The organism is Lysinibacillus sphaericus (assembly GCF_015844675.1).
Lineage (GTDB): Bacteria > Bacillota > Bacilli > Bacillales_A > Planococcaceae > Lysinibacillus > Lysinibacillus sphaericus_E.
Genome location: NZ_LDGC01000092.1, coordinates 19,752 through 40,427, shown reverse-complemented (window position 1 = coordinate 40,427; position 20,676 = coordinate 19,752). Strand labels below are relative to the sequence as shown.

Sequence of the window (20,676 nt, the reverse complement as noted above, 5' to 3'; positions counted from 1 at the left end):
TCCTTCTCATTTTTGAGAAAAAACAGCTTATTCCTTGCGGACTAAGCTGTTTCGTTGTTCTTTAGCACGTCTTCAAAAGCATCTTGGAATTTGTGAACATCGCCAGCGCCCATAAATAAAAACACTGCGCCTTTATGCTTTGTCAACACATCGATTCCTTCAGTGGTAATCACTGCACTGCCTTCAATTAAAGACGCTAAATCTTGGATTGAAAGTGCGCCTTGCGTTTCCCTTGCAGAGCCAAAAATATCACATAAATATGCTGTATCTGCAAGACTTAGACTATCTGCGAAATCCTGTAAAAAAGCTTGTGTACGTGTAAATGTATGTGGTTGGAAAATAGCTACTAGCTCACGACCCGGAAATTTTTGTCGTGCCGATTGAACCGTCGCACGGATTTCAGTTGGATGGTGTGCATAGTCATCTATTAAAACATTATTCCCAATTTCCGTTTCTGTAAAACGTCTTTTCACACCTTTATATGTGTTTAAACGTTCTTGAACGATGTCTGGTGAAATACCTTCATATTGGCAAAGTGTAATAACAGCTAAAGTATTTAATACCGCATGATCGCCAAACAACGGGATAAAGAATGTACTATAAAATTCATTGCGGACAAATACATCAAATTTTGTACCCTTTGTTGTTTTTTCAACATTACGAGCCTCAAAATCATTTTCAGCCCCAAATCCGTAATAAACAACTGGTACTTTCGCTTGAATACGTTGTAAATGTTCATCATCACCGCAAGCAATAATGGCTTTTTTAACTTGTAATGCTAATGCTTGAAAGGCTGAATATACATCCTCTATGTTTGCAAAATAGTCAGGATGGTCAAAATCAATATTAGTCATTACTGCGTAATCGGGATTGTAAGCTAAAAAGTGTCGACGGTATTCACATGCTTCCATCACAAAGAAGTCAGCATTTTCATGCCCAGCTCCTGTTCCATCACCGATTAAATAAGAAGTCGGCTTATAGCCACCTACAACATGAGACATTAAGCCTGTAGTAGATGTTTTGCCATGTGCACCTGTAATAGCAATCGACGTATAATTACCGATATATTCACCTAAAAATTTATGGTAACGAATAACTTCTACACCGATTTCACGTGCACGCTCTAATTCGGGATGATCATCAGGAAATGCGTTCCCTGCAATAACTGTCATACCTTCTTTAATATTATCTGCATTAAATGAAAAAATTGAAATATTACGCTCACGTAACGGCTGTTCCGTGAAAAAATATTTATCAATATCTGAGCCCTGTACTTGTTCACCAGCATCAAATAAGATTTGTGCAAGTGAACTCATGCCAGAACCTTTAATGCCTGTGAAATGAAAAACTGTCATTAATTAAACCCCCCGGGAATTCAATATCCCTTCTATCATCTATTAGGTGTAACGTATTTTTTCACTAATTATTAGGTATTAATACCTTTGGAAGTACTAAAAAATACGTACTAATCAACACATCTCGTCTATTATAGCACTATTTATGCATAAGGATAAATGTGTAACTTTTCTAAAAAAACTAATTTCGACGTAATTAAGATAATCTATACGAAAACAATACAATTCTTATTCAAACATAGCAATTAAATCTTCTTCTGTAATATAACTTTCTCTTGGTTTACTGCCTCTTGCCTCGGACACAAAACCATGTGATTCCAACATATCGATTAAACGAGCAGCACGATTATAACCAATATGGTATTTGCGCTGAATCAAGGAAGTAGAAGCACCTCCCTGCTCATAAACAAATCGACATACATCCTCAAACAGATCATCTTGCTCAGCCGAAACTTCCGTCTTCTTTAAAAGTTCCTCTTGATCGAATATATAATCTGGCTCTCCTTGTTCACGAACATGATCAATAATCGCTTCAATTTCATCATCTGTCACAAATGTACCCTGCAAACGCACTGGAGCAGACATACCATTGCCTAAATATAACATATCGCCCCGTCCAAGTAATCTTTCTGCACCTTGCCCATCTAAAATAGTACGCGAATCGATTTGTGAAGATACCGCGAAAGCAATACGTGTAGGAATATTTGATTTAATAAGTCCTGTTATAACGTCAACAGAAGGTCTTTGAGTTGCAACAATTAAATGGATACCACATGCACGTGCCTTTTGCGCAATACGACAAATTGCCTCCTCTACATCTGCAGGAGACATCATCATTAAATCTGCTAATTCATCAATGACAATTAGAATATACGGTAATTTTAAGCTATGTTCATTATTTTTATCCGCAATTGCATTATAACGTGTAATATCACGTGCACCCGCATGAGCAAATAACTGATAACGACGCTCCATTTCCTCTACTGCCCATTTCAGTGCAGCTGTAGCGGCTTTAACATCTGTGATGACTGGACTAACAAGATGTGGAATATGATTAAACGGTGCTAGTTCTACCATTTTAGGATCGATTAGCATCAGTTTTAATTCATGTGGTGCAGCTTTATATAATAAACTAACCAAAATTGAATTAATACAAACTGATTTACCAGAACCTGTAGCCCCGGCTATTAAACCATGTGGCATTTTTCGTAAATCAATGGTTACAGGCTTCCCTGTTAAATCCAGACCCAATGCTGCTTCTAACGGTGAATCTGACTCAAGGAAAGAAGCACTATTTGTCACTTCCGATAATCGAACAGCGCGAGATACACGGTTCGGTATCTCAATGCCAATTGAGCTCTTCCCAGGAATCGGCGCTTGGATGCGGATATCTTTCGCTGCCAATGCAAGCTTCAAATCATCTGATAGATTGCGGATTTTACTAACCTTCGTACCATGACTCATTGTTATTTCAAATTGCGTCACGGCAGGTCCTTGCATAATGGATTCTATTTGAGCTGAGACTTGGAAATAAGACAAAGCTTCTACCAACGTATCTCCCTGTTGCTCCATCCACTCAGTATCCTGTGTTTTTTCCTCAGGTGGTTCTAAAAACTCATCATCTGGCTTTTGATACACATGCACAGGTTTTCGAGGCATTTCCATTACTTGATTTTCCACGAATGTTTCAGCTGATTTAGAAGGTTGTTCTGGATACTCTTCTAGATCATTATAGTTCTCCTCGGGAATCACTACATTTTCAGTAGTCGCTTCTATTTCCGTTTCAGTAGTTACTCCTACTTCCTTTTCAGTAGTCTCTTCCATTTCCGTTTCAGTAGTTACTCCCATTTTCATTTCGGGTACTTCTACGTCCTTTTCGGTAGTCGCTGAAATTTCGTCGGAGCTTCCAACATCAATCACAGTCTTTTCTAACGTCGAAACGTTCGACATTGAAGTTACTGGCGCCATTGAAATGACTGACACACTATCTGTTGCAGCATTGAATGGAGCAGTATTTGGAATAGAAACCTCGTCTTCCTTCGACGATTGTGGTGCTGCTGTATCATCCATCTTTAGCTCACTAATTTCTAAATGTATAGATTGTTGAATCTGATCCTCATTGGATGGTGCTAATCGATGTTCTTCCTCTAAATGAAACGGCTCAGAAGAAGGCTCCTGTTCCTCTTGATCCTTTTCAACAATTGTAGGGGTCGGCTTCGTATTTTTTAATTGCTGTCGAATTCTCCATTTCTCTTTATCTGTTTTTAACATTAAAACATTGAATGGAACGCCACCACTTTTTTCTTTCTTTTCTACCGGTTGCTCTTCTACAGATTGTTCTTGCAATATATCTTGCTCATTATCTTCATTCATGGATGGCTGAACTACTGTAACTTCACCAATGTGGATGGTAGAATTTTCAATTTGTAATTGTTCTACAACTACTTCTTTTACATGAATTTCTGATTGATCAACCGGAAGTTGTTCAATATTCAGCTCATGCTGAACAGCTTCTTTCACTTGTTCTTCAAATTCTACGGCAAAAGAAGTTGTTAGCGGCACAGGTAATTCCGCTGTCGTTTTATCATTAGAATGAATGGTCTCGTCTGATAATTTATCATCAAAAGTAATCGGTTGCTTTGTAAGTGCTTCAATTGTTTCAGGAATTTCTAACTGTTCAGGTTCATCTTTTTGCTCTGCGCTAATAGGCTCTTTTACTGCTAGTATATTTTCAATGGCCTCATTTGTTGTCGCTTCTTTTATAGACTCAGTTGCTGTAGGTATTTCTAACTCTTTTTTGTCGTGCTCTTCCTTCCGTTTCTCTAATAGTTGCTCAATTGGGCTCGGCTTAGTAAAACCATAGACTGGTGAAGGAACATCAGTTGGTACAAAACGTTTGCGATTAGCGAGTAAATCACTTTCATCTGTCTTTTCTAATGGATACTTCGTTTCCTTTGGCGAAGTAGGTAATTCATTTTGTGCATCTCGAAAAACAATACTTGCCCTCGAACGATTCGCTGGTTCAGGCTGACTGCGCGTAATCGTCGTTCTACCTGTTCTTTTCGTTCGATTGGCTAATAGATCTCGAATACCTGAAACCTCAATATCATATACACTTGAATCCACAATATGATTATTTAAATGCCTCGGTAGCGATAAATCTTCAATTTGTTGAAAGGATGCATCGTCCATTTGATTGAATGCTTCTTTTGATGATGGCGGAGTTGAAAATTCCTCATCCTCAATTAACGGAAAACGAAAAGTTTTTTGCTTTGCTGCTGTTGTTTCTTTAAATGAGTTTTGTTGCTCAGATTGTTCTTCTTCATAGTCTTCATAAAACTCTTCATATTCGTAATCATTGTCATTTTTATTTAAAAATTTATCCATTTGTTTTTTTAACCAATTCACATTGTTTCACTCATTTCTCTTACACTTCATTTATAGCATTAACTAAATCAAATATGCCTCGGCATATTTGCGTTCGGAATCGGCTTTGTCTTAAGGACTGCACGAGGGCCTACACGATTTCGGTCATTTCAGAAATGCCACAGGACGTGGCGTTTTTACCGATGCAGGTCAGTTAGCCGATATCGCATGGATGCGATGTTAGGCTAGCATCCTATAATTAGTGACATCCGCCGGAGGCTTTAGGCTAACACGACGTTGGTCACTCAGTCGTGTGTTTTGTTGCCGCTTCGCTTTCACAGTTAAAACCTTGTCGCTTTCGCTACAGGAAATAATTGCTGAAAGAAGTTAAATGTCTATAACAAAAAGCATACCATAAAAATGTAATAGAAACTTGTATTTAGAGGCTCATTCTAGACAAAAAAATCGTTATGTTACTAGCATATTAGTAGCATAACGATTTTAAGTACATATAATCAATTTGACCTTGGTATAAATTGGGTTATCGCTCACTTTCGCAAAGCTAAACCGTGTTTCCCGAGACTTTATTTAGTTTGGGCTTCGAACGCACTACCAGTTATCGCATCTTCCGGCAATACTAAAATCCCTTTTTCAGAAGGTGCATTTGGTATTGCTAATTCACGTGCTGAACATAGCATACCGTATGATTCTACACCTCGTAAATTACCTTCTTTTATAAGCATTCCAGAAGGCATAACTGCACCGATTTTTGCTACGACAACCTTTTGGCCCGCCTCCACATTTGGTGCGCCACATACGATTTGTAATGTTTCGTCACCTACGTTTACAGCACAAATGCTTAGTTTATCAGCATTCGGATGCTTGTCCTTTGTTTCTACATAGCCCACAACAAATTTTGGAGAAAAATCTACATCTAAGCTTATTTCAGCTCCGTTTTTTGCAATAGCTGCCTCTAGCTGTGCGACTAATTCTGGAGTAACTTCAACTAAACCTTGTGCTTCAGTTTGAATATAGTTACTAGCATTAAATAAATTAAATGCTTTAATTTCTCCTGTTTGCGCTTCCTTTAGAATAGCGATATCACCCGCACGCTCTACTTCTGTTTTTACGATTGATTCTGTCGCTAATTGTACTAGCAATACATCGCCTACATGCTCTTTGTTGTAAAATACATTCATTGTTTTTCTTGCTCCTTTTTAACTCTGTTTTTTGCTAATATAAAGATTGGTTCTAGTTCCCCATCTTCATAAATAAAAGATAATGACGTAATCGGTACGGTACCGACAGCAAAGAAATGCATTGTCATCTGTGCTAATACATCATACCCTGTTTCATTACGAATATCACCTACTATTAATACATCCTGATGTGGCACAGATAACGTCATGTCACCCTCAATTTTAGTCTGCATTTCTTTCAAAAAGCTTTCATTTAAAATCCGACTTGCATCATAGCCATCATTAGCATTAACAAAATAGAAAATATTCCCTGCAACTTCATCTTTCTTATAAACTGTTGGTAGTTGCTTTACAGCGAATCGTGCCATTTCACGAACTTGCTCTACTGTTAATTGTAGTACCTCTAACATGGATTCATCAATAAAACGATAAGTTTTCCCTAAATCAAGCGCATAAAAAATACGTGTTTCAGCTGTATGTTCAGTCGTGAGAAATGCATGCCCCTCCTTCGAGGCTTGAGGGTAGGATGTCGCACGAATAACTGGATAAATTTTTGTAGTCGTCTGGAATCCTTGTTCCATCTCTTGCTCCATCGCATTAAAAGTTTGCTCGATTGTATAAACGACTTCATCGATTGCAGCCTGTTGCTTGTCATTATATTTGGCTAAAATGCCTGGCAGGGAAAGCTCCATCCCTTTACCGATTTTTTTATGGTTTAGACGTAATTTATCGTGCTTTTTGTCAAATTCAAAATCAAACTTTTCCTCATTCAATTGTTGTTTTAATAGGGACACAAGTTGTTCTGATTTAATTTGTTTCACCTAGCTCACATCCTTTCTTCAAAATCAATTTAGGTTCAGCACGGTTGCGCAGATAATGTCACTGGAAGTGACGTTTATAAACTGAGTTCCTTTATTGTAGCTTAAAATATGCCGAATGAAGAGAAAACGGCTCACATGTTTGTGAACCGCTCTGTTCAAAACTATCCAATTATTTAATCTTAACCGAATGAACGATTTTCGTCATCTCGTGTAGATTATCTTTAATATGTTTTGCGTAAGAAATGGTCGTCATTTTTACACCACCATTACTAACAATAAGCTCAAATTCGTTCTCATTATCATTTTTTAAAACAGCAGCAAAGCCGAAAATGCCATTCTTTTCATAAGTAATTTCTTCGATTATGCTTTTTGAACTATCAGCTTTTAATAGATTGTAATATAGTTTACTATCTGCATCTTCACGATCATTAATGAAAAGAATATAACTCTCTTTTCCTTTCGTTACTAAAATATTATATGCATCTGAACTGTCGTCAACTTTAAAGTTTGAAGGTAAGTATAATTCTATATCCCCAATACGATTTGTTTGCTCCTCTGGTTGTTCTGCAAAAACGGTCTTCGTATTTTGAAGTCCATCTTGAATTTGTTCATCAACCGATTGATTACAACCAGTAAGCCCCAAAAGTAGAAGTAGTAAGCCAACAACTCTCACCGATGTAAAAGACATGTTCTTCTTCCTTTCATCGCTGACCTTTTTCTATTTTAAAAAAGCTTTATCAATTATGCAACTTCACTATTCCATTTTTACTAATTAACAAACACTACTCATGTGCTAAGGAGAATAAATATTGACCAATAAGAAGTGAAACTATATGTTCGAACATCATCTGACGACTTACTAAACCTTGTGTAAAAATACCTACAGCTCCCGCACCTTGTCGGATATCCCGACGTTGTGTATATTGCTCCATTACAGGTCCAAGTTCTTTCCCTGCTCTTATTTCCTGGGCAATTTCTTCTGGTAATATAATTTGTGCGCCCGAAGCTGTATAAGTTGTGCCATTTGATACTGTAAGAGCTCCCCAGTTGCAAACATACATCATACCATCAATTTCAGTCACTCCACCCTCTAATCCAAACGATAATTGGGCACCCGTCTCATGGATTGCGTTTTTTGAACGGTTTATTGCGCCTAAGCGTGTTTCTTCATGAGTCATCGGTTGATCAGATACTTGTGATGTAGCCTTAACGCAGGTGAAAATTGGTTTATCAAAATACTTTCTAGCTATAACTTCAACAGCCTCTGTTTTTGCTTTGTTTGTTGTACCAATAGCTATGTTCATTTTCTAATCCCTCTTTCTTTGCATAGAAAAAGATGCCCTAAAGGCATCTTCTAACTTGTTTCAGTGGATGTCTTACTTTACACATTAGCGCGGATCGTTGCTAATGTCGAACGATCTGCATTTTTCACTAATTCCACAATTAAAGCTTTTGCAGCTGCATAGTCATCAATATGAATAATCGACGCAGACGTATGAATATAGCGTGAGCAAATTCCAATCACTGCACTAGGAACACCATCATTCGCTGTGTGCACACGTCCTGCATCCGTACCACCTTGCGATACAAAATATTGATAAGGAATATGATTCGTTTCAGCAGTATCTAAGATGAACTCACGCATGCCTCTATGAGTAACCATCGTACGGTCAAGAATACGTAATAATGTCCCTTTTCCAAGCTGACCAAATTGATTTTTTTCCCCTGACATATCATTTGCAGGTGAAGCATCTAGAGCAAAAAACAAATCTGGTTTAATCATATTTGCGGACACTTGAGCACCGCGCAAACCAACTTCTTCCATCACATTCGCACCTGAATATAAATGTGAAGCTAGCTTTTCATCCTTAACTTCCTTCATCAATTCAATTGCCAGTCCACAGCCATAGCGGTTATCCCAAGCTTTGGCCATAATTTTTTTCGGATTGGCCATCGGTGTAAATGGGCAGACAGGGATAATTGATTGACCTGGACGAATGCCAAGTGCAATAGCATCTTCTTTATTGTCTGCACCAACATCTATAAGCATATTTTTAATATCCATCGGTTTAGAACGTTCAGCATCTGTTAATAAATGTGGTGGTATTGATGAAATCACACCTGGAATCGCTCCATTTTTAGTAAATACCTCAACGCGTTGCGCTAGCATTACCTGGTTCCACCAACCACCTAATGTTTGAAAGCGTATCATCCCGTTATCGGTAATAGAAGTAACCATGAATGCCACTTCATCCATATGACCAGCAACTAATACTTTTGGTGCATCAGCAACTTCACTATGCTTTACACCGAAAATACCCCCTAAATTATCCTGAACGATCTCATCCGAGTACTTTTCCAACTCAGAACGCATGAATGCACGTACCGCATTTTCATTACCCGGCGCGCCTGGTAATTCCGTTAATGTTTTGAATAATTGTAATGTTCCCTCATTCATGTTGACTCTCTCCCCACGAAGTAGAATATTCTTCCTTGTCCATTGTAACATATTTATCTAAATTCAGCGGAAGACTACCATTTTCCAATGAGTAGCTGAATAAGTTCACATGTAGTTCATCTTCCAGCGTATCCAAAATTTTCTGAAATATTTATCTGTGCGAAAGCGAAGCGTCAGCAACAATTATACCAAGGCGAAATTGAATGCCATATTCGCAAATATGATACATTTCAAAAAAAAGTGCTAACGTGTGAACGTGCATTCACTCTGTATGCTATGTTAAAATGAACCTATAGAAAAAGGAGGAAAAGAGCATGAAATTACGTGATTTTTTAATTGGTGTTGCTACTGGCCTTGCTGCCGCAGTCATTGTTAAAGAAGCAAGTGAAAAGGTTTCTCCGTATGTACCTGCAGGACAAGTACTCGAAAACATAAAAAAGGAATTTAAAAAAGATTCACCGATTGACGGTTCTTGGATTTTTATGAAAACAGACAATTTCTCAAACGGCATTATGAATATTCCTGTATACCGTGGAGGTATCTCTCGTTTACACGAGGGTGAAATGCAAACATTTGAATTTGCCGCTGACGCTCGCTCAGGTGTTGTAGTAGAGCTACAAGAAGTATAACCTTACACAGTAATAAGCGATATAAAAGAAACCATCTCAGTTATTTGAGATGGTTTCTTTGTTTTATTCAGTCAATCCTTTATTGTTAAAGTACTTTTTATACTTTCGATAATAATTTAAATTATTTAACGTTAGCTTCACCCAACGTTTCGCATTCATATCTTGATTATAGTAAAGGGAGTTTGTATATTTCCCTTCACGAATTAATTTTTTAGCTTCTAGTTTAAGCTTTTCATTAGATGCATATTTAAATAATACACCTTTAGGAATAATCATCCATAAATGCTTATCCTGAACATAAGTTACTTCCTGCTCAATATTTAACATATGGTCATCAGCTACATATTTCATTAAATTATGACCACTTGCTGTAACATAGTAGCTTGAGCGACCATTACGCAAATTGATTTCAAACAGCTTATACTGTTTGTCCCGCATATCGTATTTCATATCGAAGTTAGCGAAGCCAGTATAACCGATATCCTCTAAGAAGAATCGTACTTGATCCATTAATTCTTTATCGTATGTTGTAACGATTGCTGCATAACTACCAATTCCTTCAGGTGAATGCTCTTCTAAGATTGGATTTCCTAGACACATTAGCTTTACTTTACCGTCTTTCCCTACATATGCATTTAATACACGCATATAAGAATCGTCACCTGGGATGAATTCTTGAATAATCATTGTATCCTGATAAGTTGAGCTATAGATTGCTTTTAAGATAGCTGTTTTTTCCGCTTCATCATGTGCAACAAACACTTTTTTCTTACCTGGGAATGAACATGCCCAGTATTCTACCGAGTTCGATGCCTTTAAAATAATTGGATATTCAAAAGGTGGTGTAAAGTTTTCGTAATTGTCAGCTGTCACAGTCGTCGTACCTGGATACTTAAAATCGTACTTATCACACATTTTATAGAAATTTTCTTTTAATAAAATTTCATCCATTAATGATTCGTCAATATATGGTACTGTAAAATGTTCCTGTAATGCTGGCTTATTTTTGATAATAAGCTTAGCATAATCATCTCCACACGCTAACAACAATAGTTTTTTATCAGAATATTTTTTTGCGACCTTTGCAAGTGCAGGTGCAAATACATCCTGTTCATTTAAGCGATCAATTTCTTGGAAATTTATGATATGGCTGTCTTGCGTTGCCGTTAAATGTGAACGTCCTAATACAAGTGGTTTAATTCCATATGCCTCATAAAATGCACGTGCCATACCATATGCATTCATATCTGATCCTAGTAATACTGGTAAAAATGGTTGCTCCGTTGCCATGTATTTTCAACTCTCTTTTGTGTTTTAGTATAGTTTTTAGTGTATCATATTTTCCAAAATGTTCACGAAAAAAGTGTCAAAAAAATGAGGTAAAAACAATTAGGCTCATCACCACAACGTGAGGTTGATTTCCGTTCCGGCTGGGCGCTTTCCTTGGGGCGTCCGATGAGCCGCTTCACTCGCGGTGCTCGCTCCAGGGTCTCATCTGTGACGCTAATCCCCGAGGAGTCGCCAGCCTCCACTCCAATCAACTTAAATACATCGCATACGTTTTTAATAAATTTAACCGCCAATTTATCGGGTAAAGTCTAAAAATACCTACTCATAATACAGGAAGATCCCTATATATGTACCATTTCAGAGTTGAAAGTTTTCTGTAACCGCTGTTGCTCTTTCGTTTCAAAGAACATTTGTTGAATGAAGATAAAAAAACGTGCAAACACATAAGGTTCACACGTTCTATTAATTAGAATGTAATAACAGCTTGTCTACTACGTTCTAGCTTATCAACAATTTCTTTACCCGTTTCGTCCCATTTAATCATGCGGTAATACGCGTCATGGTAGAAGATAAAGCCGTAGCCATTCGCCAACGCTTCTTTCATTATACGTTCCTTCGCAAAGACACTCGTCATTGGATAATCGTCATACGCTAAAACCCATAATGGATTTTGATGTGCATGTGTTGGCATAATATCTGCCATATGCAATAATACTTCGCCATTTTGAGTTAATTTTATAATGGCATGACCATCACTATGTCCACCAGTATGAATCATTTCAATACCTGGAGCTACCTCTAACGTACCTTCATACGTTTCGATTAAGTGCTGAACTGGCTCCCAGTTTTCTTTCCAATACGTATTTTTCGAGCGGATATTTGGCTCACGCATTTCATCCCACTCAATTTTCGTTACAAAGATTTTTGCATTCGGGAATGTTGGCACAAGTACATCATCTTCCCATTGCGTTAAACCTCCAGCATGGTCAAAATGTAAATGTGTCATTAATACTACATCAATATCAGCAGTTGTTAATCCTAGCTCCTGTAAGCTAGCCGCTAATGTTGACTCCTCAGTTACCCCAAAGTTTCGTAGCTGCTTTTCATTTAATTTGTTAAAACCAACGCCTGTATCAACAATATAATTTTTGCCTTCATATTGAATTAATATTGGCTCAGTTGGTAACTCGATTTGATTTTTTTCGTTGACTGGATATTTGCGTGCCCAAAGTGGCTTTGGCACAACTCCAAACATAGCACCGCCATCAAGGCAAGTGACACCCCCGTTTAGCCATGATAATGACATATTGTGAAACTTTAACTGATCCATCCATTCTCCCCCTAGTTAGTTAAGAATTGCGATTCTAGACGATAAATTGGCTGTCCTTTAGCAGAGAATTTCTCCTCATATTCAGTCATAACATTATCCTCAGGCATATTCGCATGTAGGTCGAGTGATACATACTTTAGTAACATACCATATTCAGACATACTCATTAACGAATACTCAAACAAACCACGGTTGTCCGTTTTAAAATGGATTTCCCCATTATCCACCAAAATCGACTCATATAATTTCAAAAAACCCTCGTGCGTTAAACGTCGCTTAGCATGGCGCGTTTTTGGCCAAGGATCTGAGAAATTCAGATACACACGATCTACATCATTTTTCCCAAAATATTTATATAAATCTGCGCCATTTACTTTTAATAGTCGTAAATTCGCTGGAGATTTAGCCTCTAAAATTTTTTCCAATGCACAAACAATTACACTATCATAAAGCTCAATGCCAATATAATTTATATCTGGATTTTGTAAGGCCATACCTGTGACAAATTGTCCTTTCCCAGTACCTACTTCAATATGTAGTGGGTTGTCATTTCCGAAAACAGCCTGCCAATTTCCTTTAAAGTCTTCAGGATTTGGAACAATCACCTCTGGATGATCTGTAATCATTTCCTCCGCCCAAGGCTTATTTCTTAATCTCAATTTTCTTCCTCATTTCTTTTTCATGAAATTATTAATTTTTTATAGTATAACGTATTACTATAAAATTCGCATGAAATTATTGCGAAATGGTTTTTTTCAGACTGATCACTATAACATGTGGTTGATTTCCGTTCCGACTAGGCGCTTTGTAGCTGCCGCTTCGCTTTCGCTACAGATAAAACATTTGTTGACGCTTCGCTTTCGGGCAGAGCAGAGCTTCCTGTAACGAAGATCAACTTTTATGCTTAGCATAGTTTAACAATTATCATCCCCAGCTTTTAGTGAAGATCAATTTTTTCAATGTTCCTCAGACTGTACCTGCCAAGCATCGCGTTTCACTGTACTATGAATCCTCGTTCCCTCTCTTATTTCTCCAATATAGTTACCATCAGTATGACAATCAACATCATTTCCGTGCACGATAATGTTAAATTGATGGCCTTGCAAAAAAGTAATCTCTTTAAATTTTGTATGTTTTTCAAAAAACACAGTGACAAATACTAGTAACAATTTAAGTCGGGAAATACCGTGAACGATTGTTATTTCGATTTGACCATCATCAGGTTTAGAAGCAGGTGAAATTTTCATTCCCCCTCCGAAAAAAGGTTGATTGCACATCGCAACAAACCACGCCTGTTGAAAGTGCCATTCTTGATTGTCCGCTTGTATTTTTACATCAAAGCGTCTAAAACTAAAAAGTCCTCTTACAACAGCCACAGCATAGGAAAGCTTACCGAGCCCTATTTTATTGAGGTAAATCTTCAAACGGGATGTATTAATACGTTTAGTGACGAATGCGTCAAAGCCCACACCCGCATTATTGACAAATATCTCGTGCTGATGATCTCCAAGCTGAACGGCACCAACATCCATTGGGAGGTAAACCACTTTATTTTGTATATAGCTTTCAATTTGAAAGGCATCTTGAAATGTAGAAAAGTATCGTGCAAAATCATTTCCAGAACCAGCACGAACTACACCAATAACTATTAATTTATTATGTACAACGCCACTAACAACCTCATGTATTGTGCCGTCACCGCCAACAATAACAATTAATTTTTTTGTTTGAGCATCTTGCGCCCAATTTTTTGCAAGCTCCTGCCCATGTCCCTCATATTCTGTAAAGGCGACTTCATAGTTAATTGTTAAATGCTGTTGAAGACGATGCCAAACCTTTTTACCTTTACCGTGCCCTGCTGCTTCATTCACAATAAATAATACTTGCATTACCTAATCCCCGGCTGGTTGAGAAGATTGCTGCCAAATATCTCGATTAAATGAAGTTGTTTGTACATTGCTTAAAATCGTTTGAGAAGCACGAATTTGCATATGCTTCATAGGAGAGGAAACTTTCCTTAAATGCTCCATCCATTCTCCATAATTTCGACGATCAACAAATTGAATTCCGTAAGGTGAACCTGGATAATCGAAATAGCCATTCTGTGATAAAATAACCTTGCGAATCGGCATATTTATATTTTCCTGCTTAAATAATTGAGTTAATACGGACTCCATACGATTTAAACTTATCATTGGATTAAGTACTTTTGAATCCTTCGTCCCTACTTTTTTTATCCAGAATCGCTCACTGCCTCCTACATAAACTGCTTGATTTTCAGCTTCTAGTACTGTTATACAAATACATTCTGTCGGTGACATTAGCACGACATCAAGCTCTATAGGTGCTTTTCTTATTTGTAAAATAGGATAATAAAAAAGCAAATAGTTATCCGGTAATTTTTGTAACAAATTTCGCAACAAGGGATCACGCATAAAACGAGGATCCACATACGACTTTTCACGTAGTGTTGAACTTGCCCATTTCATTTGGAAATGGAAAAATTGATCGATAAACATTCGTTTCAATTCATGAATAGATTGTGGTGCGTAAACTATTTTTGGTTCAAATGTTAAAGTTGTTTCTTCTTCTGGTATGCTATCTTCATCACTCACTAGTTCATTCGTTATTTCGACCTCTTCAATATCCTCAATTTCTTCCCTCTGACGACCAGCAAATATTTTTTTGAATAAAGAGAACCTTTCTTTTCCCTCAAAAGAATTATTTTCTGAATCGCCGTCGTTATGTTGCCACTCGCTAATTTCTTCTCCTAACTCCCACTGTCGCTTAACACGCTCCCATTGACTTTGCTTTAAGCGTACAAATTGTGTTGGATATCTTGCTAAATCAATTTGATAGCGTGAAATATAATCTTGTAATTTCACCAATTGTGCCATGTGTTTTGGTCACTCCAATCTTACTCGCCCTATATCTAATTTGCTAATTTCTCCACTCTTGCTTAGAAAGCAAAACAATCGCAATAACAATTTCGTCTTGAAGTAATTGCGTTGTCGCAAACATTGCTAAATGAAGAGAAATAGACAATTGCATACATTACATCGACATTTGCTCATTGAAATTAAATCCCGATGGCAATCATTCTACAACTGTAGTCATCTTTTTTATTTTACATGACGTTCCAGGAGAAAACATCCATAATTTGTTCTATAGAAAAAGAGAGCTACCTAAAGTTTAGAGTAGCTCTCTTACAAGATTCATTTATTTTCCATTAAATAGAAAGTGGTAATTTCGCCTCGAATGCTTGTTGTAATTTACGAGTCCATTCACCTGGAACTCCAGCACCAATTTTGTTACCATCAACATCGATAACAGGTGTTACTTCAGAAGATACAGATGACACAATGATCTCACTCATTGTTAATAAATCAGCCTTTGTCATTGGTTCTTCAATAACAGGTAAATTAATTTCCTCAGCACATTTTAAAATAACTTGGCGTGTAATACCGTTTAAAATGAAGTTATTTGCAGGGTGTGTATAAAGCTTACCATCTTTAATGCCGTAAACATTTGCTGATGAACATTCTGTTACGATGTCACCGCGATGTAAAATAGCTTCATAGCAACCTTTTTCAGATGCTTCTTGTTTTGCCATTACAGCACCTAATAAGTTTAATGATTTGATATCACAACGTAACCAGCGAACATCCTCTACAAAAGTAGCTTTAACACCTTTTTCAAAGTTTTCATATGAACGCTCGCCTGCTTTAACATTCCCTGTTAATACAGCTGGGACACTCGAATCTGGGAAAATATGATTGCGAGAAGTCGTACCACGTGTGATTTGGAAGTAAACATGGCCTGTTTCCAAATTATTTTTTTCAATAAGTTCATGTAATAATTTGTGTAATACGTCTTTAGTATAAGGAATGACAAGACGAATTTTTTCGGCACTCGCATAGAAACGATCAATGTGTTCCTGTGCTGTGAACATATTTCCGTTATATACTTTTATTACTTCATAAATGCCGTCACCAAATTGGTAACCTCTGTCTTCTGGAGAGACTGTAATAGATCCTTCTTCAACGATTTGATCATTCCATAATGAATATGCCATGTTTCGTTCATCCTTTTCATATCTAATTTATTTATTTCCTGCAAGTTCAACAATTGCTTCAGCATAAATAGCTGTTGCTTTTATAAGATTTTCAATGACAACAAACTCATCCGCACGATGTGCTACGTCAGGTTCACCTGGGAATAGCATGCCAAATGCTACACCTTTTTTCATGACACGAGCATACGTACCACCACCAGTAGACAGTAAAGGCGTTTCATAATCTCCTGTTTGACGTCTATAGATATTTGCTAAAGTTTGGATAAATGCATCATCCTCGCTTACATAATGTGGTTTAGAGTCATCTTGAATATCCAATGAAAATCCTTTTGCCACAGCTAAACGTTGTGCTTCCGTGATTTTTTCATCAAACGGATATGTGACAGAATAGCGCATGCTAATGACCATGCTACCACCTTTAGTTACATCGTAAGTTACAATACCGGGATTTAATGTAGTTTTACCAGACATTTCATCCTCGAATTGTAAAGCAAGCTTGTTGCCATAATGGTCTTGATAAAAAACATCTGCGGTAAAGTCGACAAATTGCTTACTTGCCGCTGTCGTCAACTCTTGTTGTAAAAATGCTGTAAGATAAACAGCTGCATTGATACCTTTTTCCGGTTCCATTGCGTGGGCTGCTTTACCTTTGATAGTTATTATATAGTGAGAACCCTCGATTAATAAAGAGCCTTCTAGCTGATTTTCGCTTAAAAATGTGTGAAAATTCTGTTCGAATTGCTCGGAAACAAATTGAACTGTTGCTTTTGCAAAATCTGGTACCATATTTGGTCGCTTTCCAGCATTAAATAGTAATAGCTGTTCTTTCGAAGCATCGCCTGTTCTATTTTGAGAGAACACTAGCTCTGCAATGCCTTTTTCAGCATTGATGAGCGGGAAATCCGCATCTGGTGCAAAGCCAATCGTCGGCATTTCCTCATGTTTAAAATAGTGGTCGACACAGCGGAAGCCAGTTTCTTCATCCGTACCGATTATCATACGTACTCTTTTATTAAGCTCAATGCCTGCATCCTTGACAAGTTTCATGGCCATCCATGCTGCAATTGTTGGGCCTTTATCATCTATTGCACCACGGGCAAATAGCTTACCATCTGCTACAGTGCCGCTAAAGGGTGGGTATGTCCAATCTGTTTCATCACCAACTGGTACCACGTCAACATGACATAAAATACCTAATAAATCGTCACCTTCGCCCATCTGTATGTGACCAGCATAATTATCAATATTTTTAGTTTGTAATCCTTCAGCTTCGCCCTTAGTTAATAACCATTCAAGAGCCTTTAATGGACCATCACCAAAAGGTACTTCAGTAGTGATCGTATTCTCATCGAGAACACTATTAATTTGCACAAGCTCCTGTAAATCTTGTATCAATTCATCTTGTCTTTCCTTTGCAGCTTGTAACCAATCCATATGATGTACCTCCTCTAAAGTAATAACATTATTCTACTCTTTACAACATAATTTACAATCATCTTTCTGGCAAGTTTTCAAAAACTTACTTCAATCACTACCACATATAGCACGTTTTTCACTTATTCCCACAAAATACTGTGAAAATTTTATGTCTGATTTGTAAATTCCTCTTGCATTCACTAGAAAACTGACTTGTTTTTCTATATAATGAACTTATCAGAACTATTTTTCTGAATATAAAATTAGAAAAGGGGATGTCTAAGGCAGCTACTTATTAGCCTAAGTGCACTCCGCACATATTGTCGTCCGCTAGTCTTTGCCAAGAGAATTAAGATGAAGGAGTGGTTCATTTATGAAACCAACTACTGATCGAATGCTTAATCGTATTAAAGATGTGTACATGTTTATTTTAGACAAAGGAACCGTGTCTACACAGGATTTAGTCGAAGAGTTTAGTATCACTCCTCGCACCGTTCAAAGAGATTTGAACGTGTTAGCCTTTAACGATTTGGTGATGAGTCCAAGTCGAGGCAAATGGACAACGACGAAGAAAAAAGTAAAATTGACGTCTTAGTTTTTACGTGTAACACGTAAAACATTTTGTATCGGAAAAGAATGACCTTTCGTCGTGGTCATTCTTTTTTTGTTTTCTACTTTTTTGATTCCCCACAATTTATTAAACTACCAAGCAAATACTCCAAAAAAACGCGATTACTTTTAGTGAAATTTCCCTCTAATGATAAATATTCATTAGCTCATCATTAAAGTTGAGGATGACATCTGTTGGCTTGAGCGGCTCATCGATGCCCCCGGGAAGCTATGACCTGTGCGAAAGTGTAGCGTCAGAAACTAATGTTTTATCTGTGCGAAAGCGTAGCGTCAGCAACAAATGTTTTATCTGTGCGAAAGCGTAGCGTCAGCAACAAATGTTTTATCTGTGCGAAAGCGTAGCGTCAGCAACAACTGTTTTATCTGTGCGAAAGCGTAGCGTCAGCAACAAATGTTTTATCTGTGCGAAAGCGTAGCGTCAGCAACAACTGTTTTATCTGTGCGAAAGCGTAGCGTCAGCAACAACTGTTTTATCTGTGCGAAAGCGTAGCGTCAGCAACAAATGTTTTATCTGTGCGAAAGCGTAGCGTCAGCAACAAATGTTTTATCTGTGCGAAAGCGTAGCGACAGCAACAAATGTTTTATCTGTGCGAAAGCGTAGCGACAGCAACAACAAATATTTTCTGTAGCGGCAGCTACAAAGTCCCCAGTCGGAACGGAAATCAACCACACATTAAGGTATGAAGCTTATATATACAAAGCCTATATTCGCTAAGAATTCATTTTTTTACAACATTTGCTTCCTCGGCGTTATATCAAACTATTTTTCTGACTATTTACAATTGCTTAACAATCCGTTAAAATCGAAACATTCTACATTTTGAAAGGAGGATTTTTATGAAGCTTTCTAAACTGTTTCATCCTCTAGTTTGGATCATTTTAGGTGGAACTATTTTTACACGCATAGCAAGTTTTATGGCCATGCCCTTTTTAGCCATTTACTTACATAACGAAATCGAAGCATCTCCTTTACAAATAGGTTTGACAATTGGTATTGCACCGTTAATCTCCACTGTAGGAGGATTCTTTGGTGGTTATCTTACTGACCGGTTTGGCAGGAAAAGCATCATTTTACTTACTATTGTTGTTTGGAGCATTGTATTCTTTGGCTTTGCAACAGCTCATACGGTTTGGCTCTTCGTCGCATTGAATGCCTTAAATGGCTTATGTCGCTCCTTCTTTGAGCCCTCGACACAAGCATTAATGATTGATTTTACGCCTGTGGAAAAACGGAAAAGATTGTTCTCGCTTCGCTATACAGCGATTAACATAGCAGCTGTCATCGGTCCTGTTATTGGTGTTTATATTTCTCAATTGTCTAGCCCAAGTATTCCGTTTATGCTGACAGGAATTATGTATATTATTTATGCTGTATTTTTATTTTTAGTTTTAAATCACTATGAAATGCAGCAACCAAAAGCTCCAACACCTACAAAAATACTGCAAACCTTCACGATACTTTTGACGAATCGTGTACTACTAAGCTTTATTTTCGGGGCAATTTTAATAAATATCGGTTACTCTCAATTTGATTCAACACTGCCACAAATCATTGAACTTAAAATCGAAGAAGGTACCAAACTCTATTCCGTACTAATTTCACTAAATGCAGCGGTTGTATTATTACTTCAATTGCCAATTAGTATACTTTCAGAACGTTTTTCATCTTCGGCTACTCTATTAGTAGGAATTCTGTTCTTTGCATGTGGCCTTTTATTATTCGGCTTCTCGAATAACTATCCACTCTATATGATCGCTATGGTTATATTCACGATTGGTGAAATTTTTGCCTTTCCGACTATGAGCATCATGATTGATGAAATTGCGCCTGATACTCAAAAGGGAGTCTATTTAGGAGCAGCCCAATTTAAAAATTTAGGCGGCTTTATTGGACCAATTATCGGCGGGTGGCTTTTAACACATTACATGGATGCAATGTATGCAGTTATCGCTGTTCTTGTTTTATGTAGTTGTATATTTTACAGATCAAAACTTAAGCCACAACAGGGATAAATTTTCTCCGTGAGCTCTTCCTCGACTGATTACTAGTCTTCACCAATCGGTTTATTAAGGAGTTAACATTTAGACAAAAAAATCGCTCCATGTC

At 37.4% G+C, this 20,676-nt stretch carries 17 protein-coding genes; 3 read left to right on the top strand and 14 right to left on the bottom strand.

Annotated features, from left to right (window positions below; all coding sequences use genetic code 11):
• Nucleotides 1-41: 41 nt before the first annotated feature.
• The 7 genes from murC to ABE34_RS22335 all read right to left on the bottom strand — a co-directional run bounded on the left by murC (nt 42) and on the right by ABE34_RS22335 (nt 9,199).
• Nucleotides 42-1,355, bottom strand: coding sequence for a UDP-N-acetylmuramate--L-alanine ligase (gene murC / locus ABE34_RS22365; protein ID WP_197144647.1), 1,314 nt, complete (start codon nt 1,353-1,355; stop codon nt 42-44).
• A gap of 228 nt (nt 1,356-1,583) precedes the next feature.
• Entirely contained in the window at nt 1,584-4,763 is a 3,180-nt protein-coding gene (locus ABE34_RS22360; RefSeq protein ID WP_197144646.1) for a DNA translocase FtsK, read from the bottom strand.
• Nucleotides 4,764-5,305: 542 nt separating this feature from the next.
• A complete protein-coding gene (gene ytpR, locus ABE34_RS22355) occupies nt 5,306-5,920 on the bottom strand; it encodes a YtpR family tRNA-binding protein (protein ID WP_197144645.1) in 615 nt (204 codons plus the stop codon).
• Nucleotides 5,917-6,741: a DUF1444 family protein gene (locus tag ABE34_RS22350; RefSeq protein WP_197144644.1), complete on the bottom strand. Its 825-nt coding sequence runs from the start codon at nt 6,739-6,741 to the stop codon at nt 5,917-5,919. The genes ytpR and ABE34_RS22350 overlap by 4 nt, the downstream gene beginning before the upstream one ends.
• A gap of 169 nt (nt 6,742-6,910) precedes the next feature.
• On the bottom strand, nt 6,911-7,429 hold the full coding sequence (locus tag ABE34_RS22345; RefSeq protein ID WP_197144643.1) for a hypothetical protein: 519 nt from the start codon (nt 7,427-7,429) through the stop codon (nt 6,911-6,913).
• 94 nt (nt 7,430-7,523) lie between these two features.
• Nucleotides 7,524-8,045, bottom strand: a complete 522-nt coding sequence (locus ABE34_RS22340; protein WP_197144642.1) for a DUF84 family protein — start codon at nt 8,043-8,045, stop codon at nt 7,524-7,526.
• Between the two features lie 77 nt (nt 8,046-8,122).
• Entirely contained in the window at nt 8,123-9,199 is a 1,077-nt protein-coding gene (locus ABE34_RS22335) for a M42 family metallopeptidase (protein WP_197144641.1), read from the bottom strand.
• A 314-nt stretch (nt 9,200-9,513) separates the two neighbouring features.
• On the opposite strand from ABE34_RS22335, the gene ABE34_RS22330 reads away from it, so the two are divergent.
• A complete protein-coding gene (locus ABE34_RS22330) occupies nt 9,514-9,828 on the top strand; it encodes a hypothetical protein (RefSeq protein ID WP_197144640.1) in 315 nt (104 codons plus the stop codon).
• A gap of 63 nt (nt 9,829-9,891) precedes the next feature.
• On the opposite strand, the gene ABE34_RS22325 is transcribed toward ABE34_RS22330, so the two are convergent.
• The 7 genes from ABE34_RS22325 to pepV form a co-directional block, all read right to left on the bottom strand.
• Complete coding sequence (locus ABE34_RS22325) at nt 9,892-11,118, bottom strand: ATP-grasp domain-containing protein (RefSeq protein ID WP_197144639.1); 1,227 nt, start codon at nt 11,116-11,118, stop codon at nt 9,892-9,894.
• Nucleotides 11,119-11,584: 466 nt separating this feature from the next.
• Nucleotides 11,585-12,448, bottom strand: a complete 864-nt coding sequence (locus tag ABE34_RS22320) for a YtnP family quorum-quenching lactonase (protein WP_197144638.1) — start codon at nt 12,446-12,448, stop codon at nt 11,585-11,587.
• Between the two features lie 11 nt (nt 12,449-12,459).
• Nucleotides 12,460-13,107: a tRNA (guanosine(46)-N7)-methyltransferase TrmB gene (gene trmB, locus ABE34_RS22315; RefSeq protein ID WP_197144637.1), complete on the bottom strand. Its 648-nt coding sequence runs from the start codon at nt 13,105-13,107 to the stop codon at nt 12,460-12,462.
• A gap of 297 nt (nt 13,108-13,404) precedes the next feature.
• Nucleotides 13,405-14,337, bottom strand: coding sequence for a diacylglycerol/lipid kinase family protein (locus tag ABE34_RS22310; RefSeq protein WP_197144636.1), 933 nt, complete (start codon nt 14,335-14,337; stop codon nt 13,405-13,407).
• 3 nt (nt 14,338-14,340) lie between these two features.
• On the bottom strand, nt 14,341-15,345 hold the full coding sequence (locus tag ABE34_RS22305) for a nuclease-related domain-containing protein (protein ID WP_197144635.1): 1,005 nt from the start codon (nt 15,343-15,345) through the stop codon (nt 14,341-14,343).
• Between the two features lie 332 nt (nt 15,346-15,677).
• Nucleotides 15,678-16,523 (bottom strand): D-amino-acid transaminase, encoded by an 846-nt coding sequence (gene dat, locus ABE34_RS22300; protein WP_197144634.1) that lies wholly within the window; start codon nt 16,521-16,523, stop codon nt 15,678-15,680.
• 27 nt (nt 16,524-16,550) lie between these two features.
• Nucleotides 16,551-17,957 (bottom strand): dipeptidase PepV, encoded by a 1,407-nt coding sequence (gene pepV, locus ABE34_RS22295; protein ID WP_197144633.1) that lies wholly within the window; start codon nt 17,955-17,957, stop codon nt 16,551-16,553.
• Between the two features lie 355 nt (nt 17,958-18,312).
• On the opposite strand from pepV, the gene ABE34_RS22290 reads away from it, so the two are divergent.
• Nucleotides 18,313-18,534 carry a DeoR family transcriptional regulator gene (locus ABE34_RS22290; protein WP_049667439.1) on the top strand — a complete coding sequence of 74 codons (222 nt, stop codon included), beginning with the start codon at nt 18,313-18,315 and terminating at the stop codon, nt 18,532-18,534.
• Nucleotides 18,535-19,406: 872 nt separating this feature from the next.
• On the top strand, nt 19,407-20,582 hold the full coding sequence (locus ABE34_RS22285) for an MDR family MFS transporter (RefSeq protein WP_197144632.1): 1,176 nt from the start codon (nt 19,407-19,409) through the stop codon (nt 20,580-20,582).
• The last annotated feature ends 94 nt before the right edge of the window (nt 20,583-20,676 follow it).